The sequence below is a fragment of the Peribacillus sp. NJ4 genome, assembly GCF_030348345.1.
Classification (GTDB): Bacteria; Bacillota; Bacilli; order Bacillales; family DSM-1321; genus Peribacillus.
Genome location: NZ_JAUCFQ010000001.1, coordinates 2,460,437 through 2,485,485, shown reverse-complemented (window position 1 = coordinate 2,485,485; position 25,049 = coordinate 2,460,437). Strand labels below are relative to the sequence as shown.

The 25,049-nt window shown below is 36.8% G+C and carries 25 protein-coding genes; 10 read left to right on the top strand and 15 right to left on the bottom strand.

Translation table 11 applies throughout. The features are described from left to right. Window positions 1–136 precede the first annotated feature (136 nt). Complete coding sequence (locus tag QUF94_RS12490) at window positions 137–952, bottom strand: 3D domain-containing protein (RefSeq protein ID WP_289316138.1); 816 nt, start codon at window positions 950–952, stop codon at window positions 137–139. 255 nt (window positions 953–1,207) lie between these two features. Between QUF94_RS12490 and QUF94_RS12485 the strand changes: the two genes are divergently transcribed. The 3 genes from QUF94_RS12485 to cotJC are packed head-to-tail and all read left to right on the top strand — an operon-like array spanning window position 1,208 to window position 2,290. Beyond that, window positions 1,208–1,441, top strand: a complete 234-nt coding sequence (locus QUF94_RS12485) for a spore coat associated protein CotJA (RefSeq protein WP_063234475.1) — start codon at window positions 1,208–1,210, stop codon at window positions 1,439–1,441. After that, the gene (locus QUF94_RS12480; RefSeq protein ID WP_289316137.1) at window positions 1,442–1,708 is read left to right on the top strand and encodes a spore coat protein CotJB; all 267 of its coding nucleotides are present in this window, start codon (window positions 1,442–1,444) and stop codon (window positions 1,706–1,708) included. It abuts the gene before it with no gap. A gap of 12 nt (window positions 1,709–1,720) precedes the next feature. After that, complete coding sequence (cotJC, locus tag QUF94_RS12475; protein WP_289316136.1) at window positions 1,721–2,290, top strand: spore coat protein CotJC; 570 nt, start codon at window positions 1,721–1,723, stop codon at window positions 2,288–2,290. Window positions 2,291–2,335: 45 nt separating this feature from the next. Here the strand turns inward: cotJC and QUF94_RS12470 are convergent, their stop codons facing one another. Continuing rightward, window positions 2,336–3,208 (bottom strand): CvfB family protein, encoded by an 873-nt coding sequence (locus tag QUF94_RS12470; RefSeq protein ID WP_289316135.1) that lies wholly within the window; start codon window positions 3,206–3,208, stop codon window positions 2,336–2,338. A 383-nt stretch (window positions 3,209–3,591) separates the two neighbouring features. On the opposite strand from QUF94_RS12470, the gene QUF94_RS12465 reads away from it, so the two are divergent. Next, the gene (locus tag QUF94_RS12465) at window positions 3,592–4,782 is read left to right on the top strand and encodes an alanyl-tRNA editing protein (protein ID WP_289316134.1); all 1,191 of its coding nucleotides are present in this window, start codon (window positions 3,592–3,594) and stop codon (window positions 4,780–4,782) included. Between the two features lie 83 nt (window positions 4,783–4,865). Here the strand turns inward: QUF94_RS12465 and QUF94_RS12460 are convergent, their stop codons facing one another. Both QUF94_RS12460 and QUF94_RS12455 read right to left on the bottom strand, forming a co-directional pair. Further along, window positions 4,866–5,279: a hypothetical protein gene (locus QUF94_RS12460; RefSeq protein ID WP_289316133.1), complete on the bottom strand. Its 414-nt coding sequence runs from the start codon at window positions 5,277–5,279 to the stop codon at window positions 4,866–4,868. An 80-nt stretch (window positions 5,280–5,359) separates the two neighbouring features. Further along, on the bottom strand, window positions 5,360–5,551 hold the full coding sequence (locus tag QUF94_RS12455; protein ID WP_289316132.1) for a hypothetical protein: 192 nt from the start codon (window positions 5,549–5,551) through the stop codon (window positions 5,360–5,362). A gap of 141 nt (window positions 5,552–5,692) precedes the next feature. Between QUF94_RS12455 and QUF94_RS12450 the strand changes: the two genes are divergently transcribed. Then, the gene (locus QUF94_RS12450) at window positions 5,693–6,214 is read left to right on the top strand and encodes a GNAT family N-acetyltransferase (protein WP_289316131.1); all 522 of its coding nucleotides are present in this window, start codon (window positions 5,693–5,695) and stop codon (window positions 6,212–6,214) included. 35 nt (window positions 6,215–6,249) lie between these two features. On the opposite strand, the gene QUF94_RS12445 is transcribed toward QUF94_RS12450, so the two are convergent. Continuing rightward, window positions 6,250–8,508, bottom strand: a complete 2,259-nt coding sequence (locus QUF94_RS12445) for a HelD family protein (protein WP_289316130.1) — start codon at window positions 8,506–8,508, stop codon at window positions 6,250–6,252. Window positions 8,509–8,863: 355 nt separating this feature from the next. Here QUF94_RS12445 and QUF94_RS12440 point away from each other — a divergent pair, with 355 nt between their 5' ends. Beyond that, complete coding sequence (locus QUF94_RS12440; RefSeq protein ID WP_289316129.1) at window positions 8,864–9,103, top strand: hypothetical protein; 240 nt, start codon at window positions 8,864–8,866, stop codon at window positions 9,101–9,103. 334 nt (window positions 9,104–9,437) lie between these two features. On the opposite strand, the gene QUF94_RS12435 is transcribed toward QUF94_RS12440, so the two are convergent. Next, window positions 9,438–9,839 (bottom strand): RDD family protein, encoded by a 402-nt coding sequence (locus QUF94_RS12435; protein WP_289316128.1) that lies wholly within the window; start codon window positions 9,837–9,839, stop codon window positions 9,438–9,440. 344 nt (window positions 9,840–10,183) lie between these two features. Here QUF94_RS12435 and QUF94_RS12430 point away from each other — a divergent pair, with 344 nt between their 5' ends. Next, on the top strand, window positions 10,184–11,803 hold the full coding sequence (locus tag QUF94_RS12430) for an ABC-F family ATP-binding cassette domain-containing protein (protein ID WP_289316127.1): 1,620 nt from the start codon (window positions 10,184–10,186) through the stop codon (window positions 11,801–11,803). A gap of 729 nt (window positions 11,804–12,532) precedes the next feature. Here the strand turns inward: QUF94_RS12430 and QUF94_RS12425 are convergent. Both QUF94_RS12425 and QUF94_RS12420 read right to left on the bottom strand, forming a co-directional pair. Further along, entirely contained in the window at window positions 12,533–13,216 is a 684-nt protein-coding gene (locus QUF94_RS12425; protein WP_289316126.1) for a C40 family peptidase, read from the bottom strand. 467 nt (window positions 13,217–13,683) lie between these two features. Continuing rightward, a complete protein-coding gene (locus QUF94_RS12420) occupies window positions 13,684–14,874 on the bottom strand; it encodes a YhgE/Pip domain-containing protein (RefSeq protein ID WP_289316125.1) in 1,191 nt (396 codons plus the stop codon). Window positions 14,875–15,046: 172 nt separating this feature from the next. Here QUF94_RS12420 and QUF94_RS12415 point away from each other — a divergent pair, with 172 nt between their 5' ends. Beyond that, window positions 15,047–15,664 carry a TetR/AcrR family transcriptional regulator gene (locus QUF94_RS12415; RefSeq protein WP_289316124.1) on the top strand — a complete coding sequence of 206 codons (618 nt, stop codon included), beginning with the start codon at window positions 15,047–15,049 and terminating at the stop codon, window positions 15,662–15,664. A 294-nt stretch (window positions 15,665–15,958) separates the two neighbouring features. On the opposite strand, the gene QUF94_RS12410 is transcribed toward QUF94_RS12415, so the two are convergent. Further along, window positions 15,959–16,285 (bottom strand): carboxymuconolactone decarboxylase family protein, encoded by a 327-nt coding sequence (locus QUF94_RS12410; protein WP_289316123.1) that lies wholly within the window; start codon window positions 16,283–16,285, stop codon window positions 15,959–15,961. A 41-nt stretch (window positions 16,286–16,326) separates the two neighbouring features. Beyond that, complete coding sequence (locus QUF94_RS12405) at window positions 16,327–16,713, bottom strand: tautomerase family protein (RefSeq protein WP_289316122.1); 387 nt, start codon at window positions 16,711–16,713, stop codon at window positions 16,327–16,329. Between the two features lie 107 nt (window positions 16,714–16,820). On the opposite strand from QUF94_RS12405, the gene QUF94_RS12400 reads away from it, so the two are divergent. Together QUF94_RS12400 and QUF94_RS12395 are read left to right on the top strand one after the other, a co-directional pair. Further along, window positions 16,821–17,693: a LysR family transcriptional regulator gene (locus tag QUF94_RS12400; protein WP_264639613.1), complete on the top strand. Its 873-nt coding sequence runs from the start codon at window positions 16,821–16,823 to the stop codon at window positions 17,691–17,693. 850 nt (window positions 17,694–18,543) lie between these two features. Next, complete coding sequence (locus QUF94_RS12395) at window positions 18,544–19,020, top strand: DUF3574 domain-containing protein (RefSeq protein ID WP_289316121.1); 477 nt, start codon at window positions 18,544–18,546, stop codon at window positions 19,018–19,020. 66 nt (window positions 19,021–19,086) lie between these two features. On the opposite strand, the gene QUF94_RS12390 is transcribed toward QUF94_RS12395, so the two are convergent. The 5 genes from QUF94_RS12390 to QUF94_RS12370 all read right to left on the bottom strand — a co-directional run bounded on the left by QUF94_RS12390 (window position 19,087) and on the right by QUF94_RS12370 (window position 24,890). Continuing rightward, entirely contained in the window at window positions 19,087–19,302 is a 216-nt protein-coding gene (locus tag QUF94_RS12390) for a hypothetical protein (RefSeq protein ID WP_289316120.1), read from the bottom strand. Window positions 19,303–19,385: 83 nt separating this feature from the next. Beyond that, window positions 19,386–20,024, bottom strand: a complete 639-nt coding sequence (locus QUF94_RS28790) for an alpha-helical endospore appendage domain-containing protein (RefSeq protein ID WP_353957754.1) — start codon at window positions 20,022–20,024, stop codon at window positions 19,386–19,388. A gap of 366 nt (window positions 20,025–20,390) precedes the next feature. Further along, entirely contained in the window at window positions 20,391–22,061 is a 1,671-nt protein-coding gene (locus QUF94_RS12380; RefSeq protein ID WP_289316119.1) for a ribonuclease J, read from the bottom strand. 211 nt (window positions 22,062–22,272) lie between these two features. Then, window positions 22,273–23,013 carry a type I methionyl aminopeptidase gene (map, locus tag QUF94_RS12375; RefSeq protein ID WP_289316118.1) on the bottom strand — a complete coding sequence of 247 codons (741 nt, stop codon included), beginning with the start codon at window positions 23,011–23,013 and terminating at the stop codon, window positions 22,273–22,275. A 248-nt stretch (window positions 23,014–23,261) separates the two neighbouring features. Next, complete coding sequence (locus QUF94_RS12370) at window positions 23,262–24,890, bottom strand: bifunctional metallophosphatase/5'-nucleotidase (RefSeq protein ID WP_289316117.1); 1,629 nt, start codon at window positions 24,888–24,890, stop codon at window positions 23,262–23,264. Window positions 24,891–25,049 lie beyond the last annotated feature (159 nt).

Genomic DNA, 25,049 nt, shown 5'->3' with positions numbered 1-25,049 from the left:
CCTTGCAAGGATTTATAAGGATCTATTACTTTCATTGTACCTGCTTTTCCCATGAACCAAAAGGACAAAAAAAGTAGACACATTAAATCTCTGTGTCTACTTTTTTCAATATATAAACATGTTTTGCATGGTTAAGTTAATTCAGGATTTGCACTTTAACGTTTTTAACGCCCCAATTCACGGCATCCTGTTCGTTTGGAACAAATATGTCCACTCTATTTCCCTTGATGGCACTGCCTGTATCGGCTGCCGTTGCGTAGCCATAACCTTCAACATAAACCTTTGATCCTAATGGAATGACTGAAGGGTCCACGGCAATCACTTTTGCATCAGGATTAGCTTTCAAGTCCACTCCTGTGGCTGTTGTTCCGCTGCAGCCTTGACAATCAGCCGTATAGGCGGTTGCACTAACAGTAATCTCTTTTCCAGATTCCGCTTGATCTTGGGATTCATTGTTTGTGTCTGCTGGTTCCGATTGTTCAACTGGTTCTGATTGTTCAACTGGTTCCGATTGTTCAACTGGTTTTGATTGTTCAACTAATGCCGCTTGTTCAGATTTCTGCGCAGGCTCTACACTCGCCGCTTCGACTTTGTTAGCCGCTGGTTTAATGATTAGTTCCTGTTTCGGATGGATAGTATCTGAATTTAAACCGTTCCAAGATTTAATATCATTTACAGCTACATCATATTTGTCTGCAATGTCCGATAATGTGTCACCTGACTTGACTTTATAATGCTTTTCTTGAGAAATATGTATAGTTTCCCCTACATAAATCGCGTCTGAAGACAAATCATTCCAAGACTTAATATCTTCTATTGATACTTTATATGTTTGAGATATCCCCCATAATGTGTCTCCATCTTTCACTTTGACATCTTCTGCTTGTACCGGAATTGTGAATGCACCGGATATTGCAGCCGCTGCCGCTAACGATAAGATTGATTTTTTCATATGTTGTTACCTCCTTGTGAGCTGCTTTATAAGCTACGAGTTCAATCTTAACATAACTTTTTTCTATACAAAGAACAAACAGATAAAGAATAGATGACAAACATCACAGGAAGATAACGGCACTATAACAAGTTATTTTAATATTCTGAAAATATATTATTTCCTACCTCTTTCCTTTCCCAACCAGTTGAGTCATATTATGTATTGCCTAATCATAATAATTAGAGGCTATATCTTTACAAAGGAGGTATTTTTTTGACGCGCGAAAAGACTTTTACCTTAGTTAAGTCATATAAACCTTTCCATAGTAAATTCGATCCTTGCCCGCCGATTGGGAGGAAGTACTACAGGACACCTCCTAATTTGTATATTAATTTTCAACCGCCGAATTTGGAGCAGTTCACACCTGAGGAAGCTTTGAAATACGGTACACTTTGGAAATTCTTTTATGATTTTTATGATAATCCATATCGGGAAAGGGAGACATAAATGAATCAGAAACTGGATGATGAATATTATCAGTTGCTTGAACAAATACAGGCTGCGGATTTCGTACTTGTCGAGTTGACTCTTTATTTGGATACACATCCTAACGATCAGCAAGCATTACAGCAATTCAATCAATTTCATGAATACTCCAAACAATTGAAATCGGTTTTTGAGCCTAAATATGGTCCGTTATTGGGTTTTGGAAACAGTCCAGGCGGTGAAAATAAATGGGAATGGGGCCAAGGCCCTTGGCCATGGCAGGTATAAGGAGAGATAACTATGTGGGTTTATGAAAAGAAACTGCAATATCCAGTTAAAGTAAGAGACTGTAATCCTCGATTGGCAAAATATTTAATAGAACAATACGGGGGTGCTGATGGTGAGTTGGCTGCAGCACTCCGATACTTAAATCAACGATATACAATTCCTGATAAAGTGATTGGCCTGCTGACGGATATCGGAACGGAAGAATTTGCCCATCTGGAAATGATCGCCACGATGATTTATAAGCTTACAAAAGACGCCACCCCTCAGCAGATGGTTGCAGCCGGGCTAGGTGACCATTATGCCAATCATGATAGTGCCCTTTTTTATCATGACGCGGCAGGAAATCCATTTACTGCCACATATATCCAAGCCAAAGGCGATCCCATTGCAGATTTATATGAAGACATCGCCGCTGAAGAGAAGGCCAGAGCAACCTATCAGTGGTTGATCGACATCTCGGATGATCCTGATATCAATGATTCACTCAGGTTTTTGCGTGAGAGGGAAATTATCCATTCGATGAGGTTCAGGGAAGCTGTGGAGATTTTAAAAGAAGAAAAAGGTAAAAAGAAGTTTTTTTAATGAAACCACATGAAAAAAGCAGCGGATAAAAATCCGCTGCTTTTTTCATTTACGGTCTGAGGAATATGTCCATCCATCTTCCTGGTAAACCTTTTCTTCTTTCATCAGTTTGCCCAGAGCACGTTTGAACGCTCCCTTGCTTAAACCGAAGTTAAACTGGATATCATCAGGTGGCGTTTTGTCGCCATATGGCATGGCACCGCCACGATTCATTAAATAAGTGAAGATGACATCAGCATCTTCCCCCATTAAATCTTGTTTAAAGGGAATTAAAGAAACGTTAAGCGTTCCATCTTCTTTACTATCAATGACGCGCCCTTCAACTAATTCACCAAGGCGGGGCTCCTCCTTGCGTTCACTTTCGTGAATGAAACAGCGGTATCCTTCTTGGGAAACAAAGAAAGACCCAACCATAAGCAAACGATAGACATTTCCCTTAACAGTGGTGTTACGGACTCCTTTTAAAGGAGCTTTTACTGCAATCTCCTGGATTACATCTTCCGTTGCAAGTTTACCAAACAGACGGTCATTACGATCTGTCTTTAGGGATACATATAGACGGTCACCAACCTCAGGCCATAAACGATCAATATTCGGAAGGTCGTCCAGAGATACAAGAATATCTTTGGAAAGGCCGATGTTCACAAAAACACCAAGTTTCCTTTTCACATTGACAACTTCCGCCCAGCCATACTGATCAATCTGAATTTCGGGGATCTTCATTGTCGCTGTTAGCCTTGCTTGTTTATCATGGTAGATGAAGACAGTTACTTCATCTCCAAGTTCAAGTTCCGTTCCTTCATTCATTTCATTATGATGAAGTAAGACATCTTCTGAACCGTCAGTTAAAAACCATCCGAAATCAGCCTTACGTTCCACTTCTAACTCTACAGCCAAACCGGCCTGAATTTTTTGCATGTATTTAAATCCTCCTGTGACTTACCTTTACCTACAATTGTACCCAATTATTTATTTTACCATCATATTTGAATTTATCATTTTTTTCTTGTTCTGTATACCTATTACGGTTTTTTATTTTTCACCCTTGCCGTCTTCATCTAAAGCCTGAGGAACCAGAATCTTTCCTTGTTTACCATTACTATGCATGATCACTTTGGATAATTGGCTCGGTTTATATGGTTTAAATAAATAATCTTAGCTCCCAAGGAGATTCCCTTTTCCCTTTCATCAAGTGCGATCGATACTTATCTACCTGACCGATCTTCTGATCCTGCAATTTCAATCTTAGGTATTTCGATGATATAATTTAACGATTAACTGAAAGGAAAAAGAAATCACTCATGACAAAAAAATTGTATTATACGTCCACCAAGACTTCCCAATGGGAAACCCAAATCCGGGAGACCTTTGAAGAAAATGGCTTTTACTACATCACTCTTGAAGAAACCGCCTTTTATCCCGAAGGGGGCGGCCAGCCTGCAGATACTGGAAAAATAGAAGGAATCACCGTTCTTGACGTTATAAAAAGCAATGATGGAAGGATTCTTCATAAGACTGAAAAACGGCCAGGTTCAGAGATGGTTCACTGTGAAATTGATTGGTCCCGCCGTTTCGATCATATGCAACAGCATAGCGGCCAGCATTTACTCTCTGCAGTCTGTCGGGAATTGTTTGACGCTAATACGGTCAGCTTTCATCTTGGAAAGGAATATTTAACGATCGATATTACATCCGGATCTAAATGGACTGAAGTACATACGGCTGCAGTTGAAAAGCAAGTTAATCAATATATCATTGAGAATCGAGAAATACTGATATATTACGTGACAAAAGAGCAATTACAGACACTTCCTGTCGTCAAAATGCCTAAAGTGTCTGAGAATATCCGTATTGTTGAAATAGAAGGAATTGAGTATAACCCTTGCGGTGGAACCCATGTAGAAAGAACCGGGGAGATTGGCTTAATAAAAATTTTCAAAACGGAGAAGCAGAAAGAACATACCCGCCTCTATTTTAAGTGTGGCTTCAGGGCGTTGGACGATTTTTCCGAGAGTCTTGGAATTCTTTCAGCCTTATCGACTAAATTCAATACCGGACGTACAGAGATACTTAATAGGGTGGAGAAACTGGAAAATGACTACAAGCAGCTGCTATCGGCAAATGAAAACTTAAAACTTGAAAATGCCAAGTATCTTGCTGACACCCTGCTTGCTGAAAATGTAGGGGGATTCATCTCTCATATTTTCGAAGATAGCTCAATGAAAGAACTGCTTTACCTTTCAGGTACGATTGTAAAAAAGGAAAAGGTCATCGTATTATTAGCATCACGTAAGGAGCAAAAGGTTATTCTTTCGCACAATGGGTCCTTCCCCTTACATTGTGGACAATATTTTAAAGCAGAACTCAGTTCTTATAATGGGAAAGGCGGAGGGAACGAACAGACAGCACAAGCAGGTTTTGCATCACAAAGTGACCTAATGGCATTTTACCAATACACAGTTGAAAAATTAGGCCAAAATCCTGGTGAATAAAACTTCTGCGAAATAGTCCATGCCAACTCGTGATTTATTTTACCTAAATAAGAAGAAGAGGACAGATAAAGTCCTCTATCTTCTTATTCTTCTATTTTCAATTTCTGTAACCCTTCTTTTTCAATATGAAGATGATATTTTTCTTCAAGCTCCATGATACGTTTAAATGCTTTCTCCTGATTATATTCATGGTTATCCGATTCCTCGGCAAATTCTTTTCTTGCCATATGATAGGCCAGCTTATCCCTGAACACGCCTTCTTCATACTCATCTATGACTTCATGCAGTTGATCCTCCAGTTCCCTGCTTAAATCATATATTTCATATTCCTTCACATACTGTACTCCTTCCATGCCGAAATCTTTGGCAAAGGAATTAAGATACTGTTCCATCTCACTGAATTCTTTATTATTTTCAGTATCGGAAGCAACCCAATATCCGTACTGAACCATTTTGAATAATGTTTCATATTGTTTCTTGGTAAAATTGATCTTCATTGTCCATTAACTCCTTTTCCGGTTTCCTTACATCAAAAAGAATAAACCGCAATGGAACAAAAGTCCAATGCGGTTCATTCTCAATCCATTATTTCCGTTACAGAAAAATAAGCTGCTTTTTCCGTATCTACAACATAATGGCAATCGCCTTTAACCATATTATAATAACGGTGCTTTTGAATATTTGAAATCATTTGAGTGGAGTCATCGCCCTCTACCTCATGCTCTAATTCTTTGCCGCCCGGAAAATAAAAACCAACTTTCAATTTCATCCTTCTCATCCTTCCCTTCATCTGGTTGAATCTCTCTTTTATTTCTTATCCTTTCTAATGCAGTTATAAACATAAATAAAATGCTTATTCACTTTTCCCATGATATTCTAGGGAAAACCACAAAAAAAGAAGGTGTTTTTGATGAAAATCAGGAAAGCGAGAGAAGAAGATGTAAATGGAATAGCAAATGTACATATAAACAGCTGGCAAACGACATATAAAGGGATTCTCCCGGATCAATACTTGTCTTCCTTGAATCTGGAAGCCAGAAAGAAAAATTGGCAAAGAAATTTAAAGATGCTGCATAATGCCACCTTTGTTGCGGAAAATGCCAATGGGGAAATCATCGGTTTCGCTGCCGCAGGGCCTGAACAAACGAATGATCCGCATATTCAAGGGGAAGTATATGCTGTCTATTTTTTAAAAGAATATCAACGACAGGGATTTGGCCGAAAAATGATAAAAGCGGTCATACATGAGCTCATTAAAATGGAACATAAGAATTTAATAATCTGGGCATTGAAGGATAATCCTTCATGCGGTTTTTACAAGGCGCTCGGCGGTCGAGTCATTGCTGAAAAAACCGTTAGAATGGCTGGCATCGAGCTCATCGAAGTCGGTTTTGGGTGGAAAGATATTCAGGATATCCTTTTTCATTTGTGAGCGTAACCTGGAGGATGGTTACATTTACCCTCCTCTCATGTCTCGATAAGGAAAGCATTTTTCTCATTACCTAAAAAATAAAGCCGGTGCAATGGCCTTGTCATTGTTACATATAGCAGTTTGATATCAAGCTCATTTTCACGGCAATATGCTTCTTCCAGGGATATTGCAAATACGACATCGAATTCCAGACCTTTGGCTTGATAAGAAGGAACAATTAACGTCTTATCCTTGGGGATGTTTCCCGCCTCATTTATTAAATGAAAGCCTTGATGGAATCCACTAAGTTTCTCGTTTGCCAGTTTGCAATCTTTCATCGTTTTTGCAATGACGGCAAACGTTTTGAAACCTTCCCTTTTAAGCCCTTCAATAAGTTCGATCAGTTTTTCTTCCCAGCCTTCCTTTTCTATGGAAATGAATTCCGGATTCCGGCCATGACGGACTACAGGTTCAACTTCCGGGAAATCGTATGTTAACAACTGAAGAATGCGGTTAGCTTGTTTCATTATTTCAACAGTGGTTCTATAACTTTTTTGTAATTCAGTATACGTAGCCCGCGGGAAAATACGATGGTGAACTTCCTCCCATGTCTGAAGTCCGCGATATGAATGGATGCCTTGTGCAAGGTCACCTACGAGTGTGAACATGTCAGTATCCACTGCGGTTTTGAGTGCCTGTAACTGCATGAAACTATAATCCTGAGCCTCATCAATGACGACATTTTTTGCTTTGTTTTCTTTGTCGACACCAAAAAGCCGCTCCTGAAGGTATAATAATGCACCTAAGTCCTCCATTTCGTAACATTTATCAGAAAAATGTTTTTGATTATACTCACATAAAGCATTGGCATCTTCAACAGTAAGTTTACCGTTACTGTACGAGGCGAGCCGCTCCGGATCTTGATATAATTCCTGATAGTATTGGAGAAGATCCTTCTTTTTGAATTGCTTAAAATAGCCTTTTACGGAAGAACGGACCGCCTTTTTGATCTGCCCGATCCTTTCTTCTTTTTTATCGAGGCATTTTGTAACAAATTCCTTACGTACGACTGGATCGATATTCTTATAGAGAGCCTTCTCGATTTTGGCCTCATAAAAACCAACAGCACGTTCAAGCATTATTTTCTTTTTCAATTTCACTTCATTTTGTAAAATGGCCTTCAGTTTGTCCAGCCTGCTATATAACGGTAAATACCAATAATCCTCTTCCAATAACCTTATGAACTTCTTAGCCGAATAGAGGCGATATTTATCACAATAAAAATCTGTATCCGGATGAAACCCCTGGAAAATATCCTTTACATATTCGTCCAAAATATATTTAAATGCAGGGGAGCCCTTTAGACCTGATATCCAGACAGCGGTTTTTATTTCTTCATCATCCTTTTCCAGCAATCGGGTTAATTTATCATCCGCTACAAGCTTCACTTGCTTACCTATCGCTACTTGAACATATTCGGAAAATGTGAATTGTTTTACTTTTTCAACACCCAATTCTGGTAATGCTTCAGATATGTAATCAATGAACACCCTGCTCGGTGCAAGAATCATTAATTGTCGCGGATCGAACAAGTCTTTATAATGGTAAATGAAATATGAGATTCTATGTAAAGCAATTGTTGTTTTACCACTGCCAGCTGCGCCCTGGACTATGATTGGCTTGTTCAAATCTGCACGAATGATTTTATTTTGTTCTTCCTGAATCGTGGTAATGATATCTGTCAATCGATTACTGGAACTTTTAGAAAGGGATTCCTGCAACAATTCATCCGTTGTTGTTAAATCAATATCCCTTACCTCTTCCAAGACACCTTCTTCTATCATTAGTTGCCTCTTTAAAGTGATGTTCCCGCAAAATGTTTCCCCTTCCGCTTCATATTCAATTTCACCAATCCGCCCCTCATAATAAAGGTTTGCAATTGGTGATCGCCAATCGACGATGATCTGTTCCTGGCTTTCCCTCTGATAAAGGGATGTTTTTCCGAAATAAAGCACTTCGCCACTTTCACCATCATTCCTTTCAAAATCCACTCTTGCAAAGTAAGGCTTTTTACTGGCTTTGCGTAAACTTTCAAGTTCAGTTTTGGACATTTCAAAAAAGTTGGCTGTAGTCAGCAACTGAGAATATAAGGCGGATTCAGACCAATCGGCATCTCCAAAAGCTTCTTGCATATTCCGCTGAAATTGATCTTTGCTTGTTTCTGATGTTTTGATGACTACATCCATATAACGTTTGGTAAAATCCAGCCGCTGTCGTTCATGTTCGAAATCAGGGTGATTACCCAATAAAATCACTTCCCCTTCCTTGTGTATTTATCAAACTTATTAAAATGCCGATGCTAAGACGAAATGGACATTTATACTATCAGAAAAGCCAATGGTTGACAAATCTGGAGACATAGAATTATATAGTTGTAATTTACCTTCCCTAATATTTCATATAATTCGAAGAATACACTATATATTCCAGATTGGATTTAGCTATAGTATGTTGACTTATGCAGGAACATTCAAAATGCCTGGTTATGCCTTTCTTCTACAATTGTCATCAATTCTTAACATAAAAAACGCTAATTTAATGTTTCTATGGAAATCTTACATATATACTTAAATTACAATTAATTATTTTTCTGAGAAAGTGGGTACTGTCATGGAAATAAATGAAAGACAACCAATGCTATCCCCTAAATTAATCCATGAACTTGAAGTTTTATCATCTAAAACAAATATGTCCATCCCTGAATTATTAGAAATATCTGTTGTATCACTGCTAGAAAAGGTGAATAATACTAAAGAACTAAATGTTGGTCTTAATAATAAGGAAATGATTTTAAGAAATAAAATCATCATTAATCAAAATAAAGAAGTTTTGAATAAACAAAGCACTTGACCATAATAGGTTAAGTGCTTTTTGGTTCTTCACATTTACAAACCCATGAACGCTACCTGAATACCTCTCTGCCTAAGCCATGCAATTACAGCATTTTTTCTGTTTCCATTCCAATGTCATTAAAAACACTTAACTGCCATTATGTTTTATAAGGCTAGATATTCTACCGTGGTTTCCAATATAATATTCATTCTTTATCATGTTATTAGCACCAATGCAGTATTCAGTAAATCCCGCTTCCATTTAACTTTCTGAATTTGATGAATTTCCTTTTTCCGTTTGAATTTGTAATTTGGCATAAAAAAAAGCAGTTATTAAACTGCTTATCAATTATTCATGGTTTATTTGATGTCACGTATGTACCAGCTATGAAATCATGTATGGCTCTATGATCTTTTCTTATGCCAACCATGAATGCACTAACAATAAACCCTATCCCTAATGTAATGGCATAAACTAAAGCAGCAACTAAATACCTCAATAGCATTGTGCCTATGCCTAATTTTTTACCGTCTAACCTTACTATGCGTATACCCACAATCCTTTTACCCACTGTATAGCCATACCATAGTATCGGGACAATCATCATGTAGAGAAAGTTAAAAAACGTTGAAAAATTTTCATTTTCCCAATCACCTGTAATCAGCCCGAAAATTATCGCTAATGGTGCTGATACAATTATGCCATCCAAAAATCCTGCGAAAAGACGTTTCCAAAAACCTACAGAATCGCTCATATGTGTTCCTCCTGTTATATTAGTTACACTTACCTATATTACCAATTAAAAAGTTAATGCGTAATAAGTCTTTTTACCCGTAAATTTTGTTCGACAAAAAATTAAAACTTAGATTAGAGGAGATAATTTTTCATCAAAATTAAATACCTGTGTAATTTTTGCTTATAAACGTTTGTTTTTACTAATCTAACTTTAATTTTCCTAAGAAATAAGATACAATTTAACGAGCGGCATAGTTTAAAAATTAATGGACATAAACTGCTGTTTGTGTGAATCAGCGTAAAACTAGTGAAACAAAGTGTTGGACACGTTGAAACAAAAGTATTTTGGAGGAATGTAAATAAATGATTACAGTAAATAATGTTGGTTTACGTTATGGCGATCGTAAACTGTTTGAAGATGTTAATATAAAATTCACACCTGGTAACTGCTACGGTCTGATAGGTGCAAATGGTGCGGGTAAATCCACGTTCCTAAAAATCCTTTCCGGTGAAATTGAAGCACAATCCGGTGATGTCCATATGGGGCCTGGTGAACGCCTTGCCGTTCTAAAACAAGATCACTTCGCTTTTGAAGAAGAAGAGGTCCTTAAAGTTGTCATTATGGGACACGAGAGATTATATGAAGTCATGCAAGAAAAAGATGCCATCTATATGAAAGAAAACTTCACGGACGAAGACGGAATGAAAGCGGCCGAACTTGAAGGTGAATTTGCCGAATTAAATGGTTGGGAAGCTGAACCTGAAGCCTCCATTCTCTTAAAAGGCCTTGGTATTGCAGAAGACCTGCATACAAAGAAAATGGCAGAATTGAACGGTGGCGACAAAGTTAAAGTATTGCTTGCCCAGGCACTATTCGGTAAGCCGGATGTTCTATTACTGGATGAGCCTACCAACCACTTGGACTTAAAAGCGATCAAATGGCTGGAAGAGTTCTTGATCAACTTTGAAAACACAGTTATCGTAGTTTCCCATGACCGTTACTTCCTTAACAAAGTTTGTACACATATTGCGGATCTCGATTTCGGTAAAATCAAAGTTTATATCGGTAACTATGACTTCTGGTATGAATCAAGCCAGCTTGCCCTTAAATTGACTCAAGATGCCAACAAGAAAAAAGAAGAAAAAATCAAAGAGCTTCAAAATTTCATCGCTCGATTCAGTGCCAATGCATCCAAATCAAGCCAGGCGACATCCCGTAAGAAATTATTGGACAAAATCAGCTTGGATGACATACAGCCTTCTTCTCGCCGCTATCCATATGTCGGCTTTTCACCTGAGCGTGAAATCGGGAATGACCTCCTTCGTGTAGATGGAATCTCGAAAACGATCGATGGCATAAAAATATTGGATAATGTCAGCTTCACAATGAATAAGGGTGACAAGATCGCTTTTGTCGGTAAAGATGAGATTGCCAAAACAACAATGTTCAAAATCTTGGCAGGTGAAATTGAACCGGATAGCGGCTCATTCAAATGGGGCGTTACGACCTCTCAGGCATACTTCCCTAAAGATAATGCCGAGTTCTTTGAAGGTGTCGATTTAACTCTTGTCGATTGGCTCCGTCAATATTCTCCTAATGACCAGAGCGAAAGCTTCCTGCGCGGTTTCTTGGGCAGAATGTTATTCTCTGGCGATGAAGTCACGAAAAAGGCAAGTGTTCTTTCAGGGGGCGAAAAAGTCCGCTGTATGCTTTCTAAAATGATGTTAAGCGGTTCGAACGTGCTAATGCTTGATGAACCTACTAACCATCTAGACTTAGAGTCAATTACGGCATTGAACAACGGTTTGATCAGCTTTAAAGGATCGATGATCTTCTCTTCTCATGATCATCAGTTCATCCAAACTATAGCGAATCGAATCATTGAACTTACACCAAAAGGTACAGTTGATAAGCAAATTAGCTATGATGAATACCTTGAAAATAGCCAATTACAAAAACAAGTGGCTGAAATGTACAAATAAGATTTATGAAAGCACATCCTTATTGGATGTGCTTTTTTTTGGTTCCTGATTCTCCCTACCTGCATTTGTTTCATTCATCCAATGCATTGAAGGTATAAAAAACACTCTGCAATAAATATAATAATATTCCCTGAAAGATGGGTACTGAATAATTTCATGGTTAAAAAGGTATATTGGTAAGGAAGGAGTGAGTTAGAATTGGATGGTCATACAGTGAAAAATATTTTTGAGGATACAGGATACCTTTTTTTATATGATAAATTCAGTTATCAATTTTATGTATCCGGATTGTTCGACTTAGTGGATCAAGAAAAAATAATTTCGGATTTTTTAAATACTTATGGCTTCGAGGATAAAAATCCACTCTTTTTTGACGACTTTTCCTTTTACTTTAATTGTTTTCATTATTCCCACCAAAAACAAAATTTGTTAAATTTCTTGAAAACCGAGTATGATGAACATATTTGTTAATTACAAAAGGCCAGGTAAACTGATCCGACCTTTTCTTAAAACATACACGATTCAAAAAAGGTAAGAGCATATTAGCGCTCTTACCTCAGACTGTAGGCAAACTCGATGAAAATCGAGTTTGCCTACAGTTTTTTTATGGGTGTACAATTTAGACGTTAATTTCCGCTCCAGGCACTCGCTTTCCGCGGGCGGTCCGGGAGCCTCCTCGGCGCCTTTGCGCCTGCGGGGTCTCCCTGGACGCGCTTTTAAAAAGTTCATTTACATTCTTTTTGCTCCTAAATATCTTTTCTTCCAATAACTATTATCCATAGAGGAAATGCTTACACCATTTGATGAGGAGCTGTGTATGAATTGATTTCCACCTATATAAATACCAGCATGTGAGGCACCAGGTTTATAGGTTTCATAAAAGACCAAATCTCCAACTTTTGGTTTGGACACCTTTGTCCCCTTTTTATAGATTTCCGATACCGTTCTTGGTAAAGTGACATCTGCACCTTTATCGAAAGCGTATTTTAGGAATCCGCTGCAATCAAAACCTTTTGGTGTAGTTCCACCCCATACATACCGTACATTCAAATGTTTTTTTGCTTCATTCACTATCGCAGAAGATTTATTGCTTGTTTTATTTATATTAGCTACGTTGGATGTCTGCTTTTTCACCCCCAAAGCTTTATATGTATTCGGACCTACAATACCATCAGCTTTTAAGCCTTTACTTTTTTGGAACTTTACGACTGCACTTTTAGTAACGGTCCCAAAATATGTAGTTGTATTATTACTCTTAAAATATGCTTTTTTCTTTAGAACCTCTTGTAATTGTTTTACTTCTGTATGAGTCATTCCACTTTTTAATGTACGATCGCCCAATGCAGCATTACTAACCAACGGATTTGATAGTAACAAACCAGACACTACAAAAGATGCTATAATTTTTTTCATTTTCTCCCCCGATAAAATCTCTTTTTTATAAGTTTATCATCTTTAAGTGACACACATATTTACCTAATTTTACATTATCATTACAAATTTGTGCATAAAGTGTGCATAAAATACAAAATAACTAAAATATCCCTAACGTTCCCGAAAGGTGTTAAGGCTATGGACTATGGATCATCCTAAAATAGTTTCTTTTTTTCGAACCACATATACTCTACTTCTTATAGGTCCCTAATAGATTTTTCTGGAATTAGGGTAAAAAAATAAACAATAGGTAGTAGATATTATTGTGTAGTACTTAAGAGTAAATGAAAAAGGCTGCCTTAAATACAGCTCCTATCTTCAGCTAACGCACCCGTTTGTTTAAGTACATTTTTTCACATGATCAATAAAAAGAGTCGTTTTCCCTATAAGAGAAACGACTCTTTTGGTAAACATGGCAGTAAATTGACCAACGTTGTATCCATGTTTTATATATTTCGAGAATCCGATACTACTTCCTTCACTCCATTGCGTTTTAAAGCAGTACTCAGTATCACAATCATGCTTACTAATCCAATCCAAACAAGAACAGAAACAGGCGTATTCCAGGTTAAGCCTTCCCCAAAGAAGAAAAATCCTCGAAGCCCTTCTACCATAAATCGCATTGGCAACCAAGAATAAACCCAATCGTGATAAAATGGAGACATCATTTCTGGAGCCATTGCAAGCAATGGTGCACCAAAGAAAAGCATTAAGATAAAAATAGGCATACCTTTAAGCCCCAATAGTGAAAGTACAGCTAATATCATTAGAAAAAAGCTAAAGGATGTAATTGATAAAAATAAAGCCGTATCCATGAAATTCGGGATATTTAAACCAACCATACCATCTGCTATCCAGGTTATGCCAAATCCAATTACCAGAGCTACAACCGCACCCATAATAATTTGCCCTATCCTTGTGACAAGGTTTTCTTTTCTAGTGCGGATCGGCATTTTGCTAATGGAAATAAAGATTATCGCAGCACTTGCCAAACTAGCCATCCATAATGGCTGGAATAAGGAAACAGGAGCATTTCCATTCGCACTATTCATGCCGATTTCATTGACATTTGTGACTTTCTTAGCGATTGGAACTGCAAGGCTTGCTGCCTGTTTTGCAGTCAATGTTGCTCCTTGTTTTTCAAAACCATCAAGTAGTTGTTTTCGGACAGTGTTGTTCATGTTGTCAACTACTCCATTCAAGACCTGTCCTGCCATCGTTGAAGCAGCCGTATTCATTCCCTGATTAATAAATATTTGTACTTCAGGTGCAGAAGGTGCTGATGTCCGTAATGATGCTTGCTTTGGACTAAAATCTTTGGGAATAACTAAAGCCGCGTAATACTTTTGATTATCTAAACCTTTTTGGACTGCCTCAATACTGTCTACTTCCACCCATTTTACAGTAGGGTCTTTATCCTTTGTTGATGCTGAAGACTTTTGTATCATTTCAACAATCGTTTGCCCCATGTTCATCTTTGGTTGATTAGGAATTTCCACTCCTTCATCCTCATTTACGATTGCAATCGGCAGATTTTTCGGTTGTGATTGAACCGATGGAAATAATGTCAGTGAAAAAATAAAAATAACTGCAAATGCGATGATAGGTGAAACCAATACCAGTTTATTTTTAAACATATTTTGCCCCTCCTTGGTTTGGGTTTATAATAAAGAACAACCTGTTGTTTTATTTACTACATTCAAATTATAATTTGGGGACTAGTTCTGTTTCAATAATCAAAAATGTCACATGTGTTGGTTACGGAACACCTTTTATAAATGTGTTGGATAAAATCAAGGAGGAATTAACTTGCTAGATAGTAATACGGATTTACGGATCATTCGGACAAAAGAGTCCATCCGAAATGCACTAGTAGAATTAATCGATGAAAAAGGGTTCAAAGCAATTACGGTTAAAGACATAACAACCAGAGCAAAAATTAATAGAGGCACATTTTATGCACACTATCAAGACAAATTTGATTTAATGACTAAATACGAAGAAGAAATCATGCTTGAAATGTCCAGAATTGCAAAACAGAACTTTCCAGGTGTTATTGCCGCACTTGGAACCGACTCTCCAACTTTAGCACCATTTACACTCTCAGTTTCAATATTTGAGTATTTTAATGAAAATAGTGGATTTATGAAAGCTGTGTTAGGTCCAAAAGGAGATTTATCATTTCAAACAAGACTGAAAGAATTTATGTGGAAAACACTGTTTGGAAATAATCCAAACGCACTTATTAAGGAGGAAAATTTACTTGTTCCAGGACAATATTTTGCTTCTTACGTTGCATCTGCACATATAGGAGTAATTCAACAATGGTTGGATAGTGGCAGGAAAGAATCCCCTCAAGAAATGGCTCGTATCCTTTCAACCATTACAGTTAATGGTCCCTTCTTTGCAGCTGGTTTGAAAAAATAACTTACACAGGGATAAAGAGACAATACCATGAAAAATAGGTACTGTCCCTTTATTATTAATATGCTTAGACAACTAAACTGCCCCGTTAGTTCCATAAGAATAAGCTGCCTAAAAGACTGCCCAATCTTCAGCTAATGCACCTGTTAGTTTATTAAGGTCAATCGAGACCTCAAAATCTAGAGAGTTGGTTACTTCTTCTTTAGAGTCTGGTAAAATTTACTCAATTAAAGAAAAAGGAGGTAATCACTTGAAACGAAATTGATTTATTACCTTCTTAGCCGTTCATACGGTTTACTACTTTCCTCTTCCGAATGTTTCCTTAGCTACTTCTAATGCTGATGCGGATCGCGGCCATCCAACGTAAAAACTTAAATGAGTAATAGTCTCTATAAGTTCCTCCTCTGTTAGACCGTTTTGTTTCGCAAGTTCTAAATGATATGGAAGCTGATTTAGGCTTTCTCCAGTTACTAGCGCTGTAACAGTAATTAGGCTTCGGTCTCTTAAATTTAAATTATCTCGTCTCCATAAATCTCCGAAAAGTATGTCTTCAGAGTATCTAACAAAATCTGGTGCAAAATGCCCTAATGAATTTCTTACAGTAGGAGTAATGGGTTTGTTCATATCTCTTGCTCCTCTCGATTATTAAGTATGATATTAAAACACTAAATCATTTGAGCAATTCCGTCTCCAAATGACCAGTTTTCAAGATTTGTTTCCGATAGAATTATAAATACATTTTCTTTAACTACATTACAATTATTGTGCAATTTGTTAGCAATACTCTTATACAGTAATTCTTTTTGCTGTTTAGATCTGCCTGGACCGCATGTGATTAAGATGTAAAGCAGTTGGTTTGTTCTTTTACTACTAATAAGATAATTCGGATCAAAATAAAACTCATCCACCTTATGCGACTGGAAAATTTGAAAATAATCCTTTTTGGGTACATGAAATTCTTCAATAAGTGCGGCCATAACATTTCTACTGATTTGCTGTAAATCTTTGTGATTATATTCATTTTCCAAATAACTAATTTGAACGAATGGCATTTTCCCCCTCCTTTTGATAACAAGTTAATTTTACCTCCACTAATGTTATTTGTATAATTGAAATAATCGAATGAAAAGTTCATAAAAACGAATGGAGATTACTGGATATGGATTTAAAAGAAGTTAAGACATTCCAAGCAATTTTAAGGGAAGGGACATTTTCAAAAGCAGCTCAAAAATTAAACTATGCACAATCAACTATAACGAGCCATATACAAAAACTAGAAAATGAAATTGGATTTAAGTTATTCGAACGAGGATGGGAAGCAAAATTAACAGAATCCGGAGAAATTTTCGCTAAGGAGATTCATTCTCTGATTAAACATTGGGATTTTGTTTTAGAGCAATCAAAAGCAATAGAAAAAGAAGAAGTTGGCACAATAAATATCGGGGCAATTGAAACAGCAGCAACAGTTTTGCCATCCACTATAAGCCAGTTTCGGGAAATAAAACCTAATGTGACTTGTAATATTACTGTAGGAAATACAGACACTCTAATAAATCTTTTAGATAGTGGTATGATCGACTTTGCAATAGGTGGAAAACCGTACAAAGAAAATGGATATTCATTCATCCATTTATATGAAGAAGAAATATCCGTAATATTTTCCAAAAAATATTATCAAGATCCTATTACCATCCAATCGTTGCATGATATAACTGAATACCCTGTTTTTATTGGTGGGGAAAATTGTTTATACTATACAAAGTTTGAAGAAGAGCTTTCACATTTAGATTCGAAACCCTTTTATTACACAGTTAGTCAGATACTATCCATACCTTTATATATTCATAACTTTCCTTCCATTGGTGTAGTCTTATCATCTTCAAAGCTTTCTGATAATATCGTTAAAGTGCCCTTAGAATTGAAGAATCCTTTCATTCCTATTGGGATAATACAAAAGAAGGATAATAAGTACCTTTCTAATATAAAGAAGTTATTCCTAGACTTAATAAGAGATTCTTTTGATAGGGAATAGAATATATATAATGGGCTAACTGTGAGTTGTTGAGTAAGAAAAATAAAATCGATTCCTTATAAATAGAAGGAATCGGTTTTTGAGGTTAGAATTTGCTTAGCGTACAAAATTTCCGAGATGTTGGCACCCCTCAAAGAAATCGAACCAACATCGTTAGTGGATTAACCGTTATTTTAACTTCAATAATATTGTATCTGCAATAAATCTTGTTATCGTAGGATTCATAAACCTTAATGAACTAAACTGCCCCGTTAGTTCATTAAGGAAAACCAAAATCAAGTATTGATTTCGGTTTATCATTTTTATAAACGATTAAACTTTATTCAAAACGGTACGACTTTATTTTAAAACTACATCTTTAATGATCAAACGGTTATATGTAAAACTTAGTTACCATAATGCAAATTAACGCCATTCCAATATCTATCAAAGGATTGGCGTTTCTATTTTTTATTGTTTATTCAGGATTTCAAATATGTAGATAATTTCTTACCAATGAGGAAAAGGTTAACAATGGCCTACGTATGTTCTATATTTTCTAAACAAGATTGTGAAGATTTGTACTTAAGCTAACGGGTGCGTTAGTTGATTAAGGAACACAAAAATGATCAAACTTTGTTTCGAAGCTACAGCATAAACGATAATTTCGAAGATGAGAAACCCACTTGGCTACCAAGGGGGTTTATTTTTGATAGATTCCTTAAAGAGTGTATCTTAGCTAGCTTTGCATACCATATGTAACCTAAAAAACGACAAAAAAGTATATATACGTCAATATACCTTTTTGGTATTATAAAGATAAATTTCCTATATTTGTTATTTTTGAGTAGGAATTATTAAATAAGGGGAAGTGATAAAACTGAAGAAGAATAAAGTAGTAATTAAAGTATTAGCATTCTTTATGTTAATTGGGTTATTTGTTTATACAGTATATGTTGAACTCCCATCTAAACAAACATCAACAACTCAAGAACAACAATCAAATGTTTTGAAAGGACAATTCCATCTTGACAATGTTGTAAAAATTTATGTTCCATCTACCTACAATATTGATCAACCTATTGATAACAGCAAATATGTTGACCAGTCTTTAGAGAAGTTCTCTAATATGTTTGGAGGTGCTACTTCTTACGATGGAACAGGTGCTTGGATAGGAGACAATGAAAAATTAGTTAAAGAAAAAGTAACCATTGTTTATAGCTTCACTGAAAAGTTAGATAAGAATAAAATTAATGAAGTTGTAGCTTATGCAAAAAATCTTAAAAAAGAAATGAAACAGTCTTCGGTATCTATTGAAGTAAATGGAAAAATGTATTTTATTAAATAAAAGATCTATAAAAAAAATTATTTAAAGGTATGCTCACTGAAAAGCATACCTTTAATTTGTATTATGTTAACCTATGCAGTTTTCAATGTCAATAATAACGGTATTGCTGTCAATTCCCAAGGCAGCAGCTGTACTCATCACTGTCCCAGGTGTAGCAGTAGTAACAGTGAAAGTAGCCATATAAAAGCCAGATGCATCTGTAGATGCCGGAGTTACAGTACCGAGAGCAGGATCGATTGTAAAGAAAACCGGTGTACCTGCTGGAGGAGGACTTCCATTCACCAACACTTGCCCACTAAGAATTGTACTACTAGGACCTGTTCCCGGAGTACATGGTATAGTTGCCTGAGAACTCAAGGTAACTGTTATAGGCCCACACAATCACGACTAGTAATAGTAACAGTATTGCTGTTTTGTCCCAAAGCAGTAGCGGTAATCATTGCTACCCCAGCTACTGCAGTACTATTGTAAGTAGCCGAAAAATTGCCAGATGCATCTGTAAATGCTGGGTTAGGAGTTATAGTACCAAGAGTAGGATCATCGATTGTAAAGAAAACCGGTGTACCTGCTGGAGGAGGACTTCCATTCACCAACACTTGCCCACTAAGAGTCGCGGAGATAACAGTATCAGGAGGGCAATTTGTTGTACCTATATCAGATTCATCACTAGCCAAGGTAACTGTTGTTACCGTATTAAGTCCGATCAAATCTAGAATGTTTTCAAATTTGAACTCAAGCAACATTTCTTTCTTGATGACGTCACGAAGAGTTCTTTGAACACTTCTATCAACATCCAGAAGATCCGTTAATGAAACCACTGGAGGAGAAAGCGGAGTTCCGCCAGGTAATGTTCCTAAAACGAGCTGCAGCTTTTCTGCTTCAGCATTCATGATATGAGCTAGAGCCAACTCCTCAAAAGCCACGGAAGCTAATAGCAAAGGAATTGTTTGTGCAGTTGTGACTGAGATGAGTGGTGTGATATTGGGTATATTTGGAAAAGACATTATAATTCACCTCTTTGATAGTTAATATGAAAGAACAAGGCTTGTACTGCTTTTGTTCTATTTCATTTTATGCCACAGCATTTTAAAGAGATTATGTTTTTGCCCTATTATTCTGAAAAACTAATAAATGTGTTGTCCCCCAAAAACTTATAATATCCGTATGGATGAGGATTCAACACAATGTGATTCTATTGTGCCCATTCAAGTAACCTGCCCCGATAGTTCCATAAGAAAAAGAGTTGCCAAAGCAACTCTCTAATTGAAGTAAAGCACCCGTTAGTTCATTAAGAAAAGCGACTCTTATTAAAGAATCGCGCCCGATTGTTGAAGATCAATTAATTCATTTTTTTAAGAACTTCCCCCCTATTAAATTTCAATAAGTATAGGAACGATCATTGGCTTTTTCTTAGTATGTGTATATACATATTGTCGTATTGATTTTTTTATTTGTTTTTTCATTACATTCCATTGGTTTCTATTTGCTTCTTGTAGCTCGTTAACAGTTTTTGTAGTAAGTCGATTAACGTCTCTTCGGAGTTCCGAGAAATCTCTATCCACAAATCCACGAGAAATGGTATCGGGTTCAGAAATCAGTTTTCCTTCCGCTTTACTCATAGTTAAAACAATCATGAGTATTCCATCCTCTGAAAGCTGTTTGCGGTCTCGTAACACAAATTCCCCAACATTACCGACATCCCCCCCGTCTACGTAGGTATTCCCAACCGGTATTTTCCGGGTCTGACGGGCAATGGTATGTTCAATATCGACGACATCGCCATTATTAATGATAAACGTGTTTCCTTTCTCTACTCCAACGGATTCAGCTAACAAACGGTGATGGTGTAACATTCTAAATTCACCGTGAATGGGAATAAAATATTTTGGTTTCATTAATGTAAGCATTAGTTTTAAATCTTCTTGATAACCATGGCCGGAAACATGCATTCCGGATGTACTTCCTGATCCATAAATCACTTTGGCTCCAAGTGCAAATAAGTTGTCTACGATACTCGTGACATTTCGTTCATTCCCGGGTATTGGACCTGCTGCAAAGATAACCGTATCTTCAGGTAAAATGTCGACACCGCGAAAGTTTCCAGTGGACAGGCGGGCAAGAGCAGCCAATGGTTCTCCTTGACTCCCCGTGCATAAAATAGCTACCTTTTCAGGAGCCATTTCATTGATTTCATGTGGGTCAATTAACATTCCATCAGGAACTGTTAAATAACCACGTTCCATAGCAACCGCTACGACCTTAACCATACTTCGTCCAAGCAACGCAAGTTTTCGATTTGTTTTTTGCGCTGCATCCACGACTTGCTGAACGCGACTAATATTTGAAGCAAAGGCAGAAAGAATAACTTTACGTTCGGCTTTCATGAAAGTTGTTTCCACATGTTCTCCTACCATTTGTTCCGATGGGGTCAAACCAGGACGTTCTGCATTGGTACTCTCAGACAAAAGAAGCAAGACCCCTTCTTTGCCGATTTCAGCCATTTTATGAATATCCGAATGCTCATTATTCGCAGGGGTTAAATCAAACTTGAAGTCCCCCGTATGTACAATATTACCCTCTGGTGTGTGAAAGACCATTCCCAAGCAATCAGGAATACTATGGGTCACTTTGAAAAAGCTTACGCTCATTTCTCCGATTTTCAAGTTTGAGTTTGAGTTGATTTCAACAAGTTCGCTTTCTCTTAGAAGTTTATGTTCTTTTAATTTGATTTCAATTAATCCTAGTGTGAAGCGTGTGGCATAAACGGGTACATTTAATTTTTTTAAGAAGAACGGGATCCCCCCGATATGATCTTCATGTCCATGTGTGACAATTAAAGCCCTGACTTTATCTTTATTTTCTACTAAGTAAGCTATATCAGGGATAATCAAATCAATTCCTAATAAACTTTCACCTGGAAACTTATTGCCACAGTCGATAATCACGATATCGTTTGAATATTCGATTGCATACATATTTTTCCCGATTTCATTCAAGCCGCCTAAGGCGAAGATAGATAATGCATTCTCTTTTGGACTCAAATTTATATCCTCCCACTTTAAATATAATCTTAGTATGCCCTTTGGGTTTCCTTCATTAATCATATATTAGGATACCAAGGGTAATGAAATCCTGCGAATTAGTGAGCATTTAAGAGATATACATATCTATCTGAGGGAGTTTAAGTACATTTATTCACAATTCACAAAGTCTAAATAAGGGCTTATAATTTTAGAGACTTCATTGCTTGAATTAAAGTGTGACAATAATCGGACCATTTTTAGTAAGGATAATCGTATGTTCTAATTGAGCTACATAGCTTTTTTCTGTAGCATAGGTCCAACCGTCTTCTTTTTGGAATACTTCTTCCTCAAAGGTTGAGATAAATGGTTCGAATGCGATAACCATCCCTTCCTTTAATATTTCATTATCCCATGGATCATTATAATTTAAAATATGGTCAGGTGCTTCGTGTATTCTACGTCCAACACCATGTCCTGTAAGGTTTTTGATAACAGTGAATCCATGCTGTCTCGCTGTTTCAAATACAGCTTTTCCGATTCTGCTTTTTTTGGAACCGGGTTTTGCTTTCTTAAGACCTGCTTCAAATGCCTTTTTAGCAACGTCGCATAATTTCGTTAATACTTCTTCTCCTGCTCCTACTACAAATGAGATTCCTGTATCTGCGAAATAACCGTTCTTTGAAGCAGATACATCTATATTCACTAGATCCCCTTCATGAATAACCCGATGACCCGGAATACCATGTGCCACTTCTTCATTAAGACTAATGCAAGTATAGCCAGGAAAATCATATTCACCTTTTGGAGCTGAAACTGCACCTGCTTTTTCTAAAAGTTCTCCGGCTATATCATCAAGTTCTTTGGTCGTTATGCCAGGAATTGTTCTTTGTACCAATTCATCTCTAATGGAGGCAATAATTTTGCCAATTTCCTTCAAACCATTAAAATCTTCTTCTGTTTTTGCAATCATTTTTTCCTACCTCATTATCTTTTATCATCAATAAACTTTATAAGTATTAATTGTACCTTTATTTTCTCGAAAAATAAAAGCAATGTATATTATTTGGTACAATACCCCTCAGGTGAATTTTTCTTCGATCATGAAATAGACCACAAAAAGCATCTAGTACATATAACTATACTATTAATTGGATTTACCTTCCACTTTCCTTATTGAACTAACCTGCCCTTTTAGCTTTATAAGAAAAAGAGCTGCCACTAATGCAAGTCCTTGTATTTTTCCCCTTCATTCTTCAATGAATGGAGAAAAATTTCGTGGGGATACTTCTGTTGGATATAGTGTATAAGTGCAGTGACAACTTGTGGACCGGATTCCACGAGTCTACCTTGTTCAAATGCAGTGAAGTTATCACCGCCTGAAGCTAAATAATTACTAACCGCTACTTCATATTCGTTGTTTGGCTGAATCTCTTGACCCTTCATGTCTTTCAGCTCAACAATGCGGTTGCCAATTGGAGCATTGGGGTCCCAATTATACGTTAAACCAACCGTTTGTAACCTATTTTCATAATCTTTCGCCCACTGCTGTTCTAAAGCAAGTTTTATTTGGTCTCCTGTTAAGATTAACTTACTGACACGATGACCAAAAGGCATGTCTGTATAAAGTTCTTCTACAGTGATATACCCTTTTTTTAAACTTTTCCGCATTTCGCCTTGATGGACAAAAGCTATATCTACCCCCATGGCTTCCCGTTCAGATTCTGCAATCATTTTCGCTAATGGGGATTCACCGTTTGCATCTTGTTTTCGTGTGATTTCTTCTGGCATTTCTCCTATTATCTGATTAAAGTAGCTCCCCAATCTTTTTCTATATTTATTTAGAAGAGCAACCGTTTCTTTATCTGGTTTTATTTGATGATGTGAAGTGACAATAACCTTTGCTTGTTTCTTAACAATATTTTTAGTATGTGGGTCAATTTCAAGATTTACTTGAGAAAAGGCTTTCCCATTAGAATAAGCTTGAACGATCAGTTTACCGGCTACAACGGTATTGGCATATTCATGGCTGTGACCGGCAAAAATGACATCCACCTCATCATCGATTTTTGGAGCCATCTCCACTAAAACTCCACTGGAGTTTGCTCCTGTCTGATCTGATTGAGCTGAATCATGTGCCAGTACAACAATTACTTTGATCCCTTTTTCCTTTAAATGCTTAACGGTTCCGTTAATAGCTGAAACTTCATCCGTAATTTCTACTTCTTTTCGATTTTCAGGTGCCACATACAGATTGGTCTCTTTTGTGACCACACCGATAAATCCAATATTAATTCCGTCAATTTGTTTAATAACATACGGTGGTAACATGGGAGTACCCGACTTTCTATCGATGATGTTTGCAGAAATGTAAGAAGTATTGGCACCTTGAAAATAACCTGTTTTTTTATTGAATCCTCCATAAATAAGACGTTTCATTTCATTTACGCCTTGGTCTAATTCATGATTTCCAGGTGTCCCGACATCAAAGTGCAGGAGGTTTAAAAGTTCAATCGTGGGTTCGTCTTTAAATTGAGAAGAGATTGGAGGACTTCCTCCTACCATATCACCAGCATGAACAAGTAGTGTATTTTGGTTTTTTTGTATATATTTTTTTAAATAGGCAGCCAGGTATTCAGCACCCCCTGCCATGGTTCCTGAAACCATTTGATATTTGTTTAGTTGGCCGTGAAAATCATTAACGCCTAACAATTGTACTTGAATGTAGCGGTTTGATGTGGAATGATTCGTTGTGGAATGATTGGATGAGAATGCTGTGATTTTATAAGTTACAAAAATGATGATAAATACCAAGATGAACAAAGAAGATATGGCCTGAAATTTTGACAACTTCCGATCCCTCCCTCTAGATGTAAATTAAGAATAACTCTGGACTTTTATATCCGTATAAAGGGACCGTGATTTTTTGTTATATTTTATATATCAATTATTAAATTAATCCAGTGCATGCATATCTTTTTAAAAATACTCATACAGCTTAACATTTAG

Excerpts from the sequence above, each read along its gene's own strand:
- QUF94_RS12490 (WP_289316138.1), bottom strand. The coding sequence starts at position 952 with ATGAAAAAATCAATCTTATCGTTAGCGGCAGCGGCTGCAATATCCGGT.
- QUF94_RS12480 (WP_289316137.1), top strand. The coding sequence starts at position 1,442 with ATGAATCAGAAACTGGATGATGAATATTATCAGTTGCTTGAACAAATA.
- cotJC (WP_289316136.1), top strand. The coding sequence starts at position 1,721 with ATGTGGGTTTATGAAAAGAAACTGCAATATCCAGTTAAAGTAAGAGAC.
- QUF94_RS12470 (WP_289316135.1), bottom strand. The coding sequence starts at position 3,208 with ATGCAAAAAATTCAGGCCGGTTTGGCTGTAGAGTTAGAAGTGGAACGT.
- QUF94_RS12465 (WP_289316134.1), top strand. The coding sequence starts at position 3,592 with ATGACAAAAAAATTGTATTATACGTCCACCAAGACTTCCCAATGGGAA.
- QUF94_RS12460 (WP_289316133.1), bottom strand. The coding sequence starts at position 5,279 with ATGAAGATCAATTTTACCAAGAAACAATATGAAACATTATTCAAAATG.
- QUF94_RS12455 (WP_289316132.1), bottom strand. The coding sequence starts at position 5,551 with ATGAAATTGAAAGTTGGTTTTTATTTTCCGGGCGGCAAAGAATTAGAG.
- QUF94_RS12450 (WP_289316131.1), top strand. The coding sequence starts at position 5,693 with ATGAAAATCAGGAAAGCGAGAGAAGAAGATGTAAATGGAATAGCAAAT.
- QUF94_RS12440 (WP_289316129.1), top strand. The coding sequence starts at position 8,864 with ATGGAAATAAATGAAAGACAACCAATGCTATCCCCTAAATTAATCCAT.
- QUF94_RS12435 (WP_289316128.1), bottom strand. The coding sequence starts at position 9,839 with ATGAGCGATTCTGTAGGTTTTTGGAAACGTCTTTTCGCAGGATTTTTG.
- QUF94_RS12430 (WP_289316127.1), top strand. The coding sequence starts at position 10,184 with ATGATTACAGTAAATAATGTTGGTTTACGTTATGGCGATCGTAAACTG.
- QUF94_RS12425 (WP_289316126.1), bottom strand. The coding sequence starts at position 13,216 with ATGAAAAAAATTATAGCATCTTTTGTAGTGTCTGGTTTGTTACTATCA.
- QUF94_RS12420 (WP_289316125.1), bottom strand. The coding sequence starts at position 14,874 with ATGTTTAAAAATAAACTGGTATTGGTTTCACCTATCATCGCATTTGCA.
- QUF94_RS12410 (WP_289316123.1), bottom strand. The coding sequence starts at position 16,285 with ATGAACAAACCCATTACTCCTACTGTAAGAAATTCATTAGGGCATTTT.
- QUF94_RS12405 (WP_289316122.1), bottom strand. The coding sequence starts at position 16,713 with ATGCCATTCGTTCAAATTAGTTATTTGGAAAATGAATATAATCACAAA.
- QUF94_RS12400 (WP_264639613.1), top strand. The coding sequence starts at position 16,821 with ATGGATTTAAAAGAAGTTAAGACATTCCAAGCAATTTTAAGGGAAGGG.
- QUF94_RS28790 (WP_353957754.1), bottom strand. The coding sequence starts at position 20,024 with ATGTCTTTTCCAAATATACCCAATATCACACCACTCATCTCAGTCACA.
- map (WP_289316118.1), bottom strand. The coding sequence starts at position 23,013 with ATGATTGCAAAAACAGAAGAAGATTTTAATGGTTTGAAGGAAATTGGC.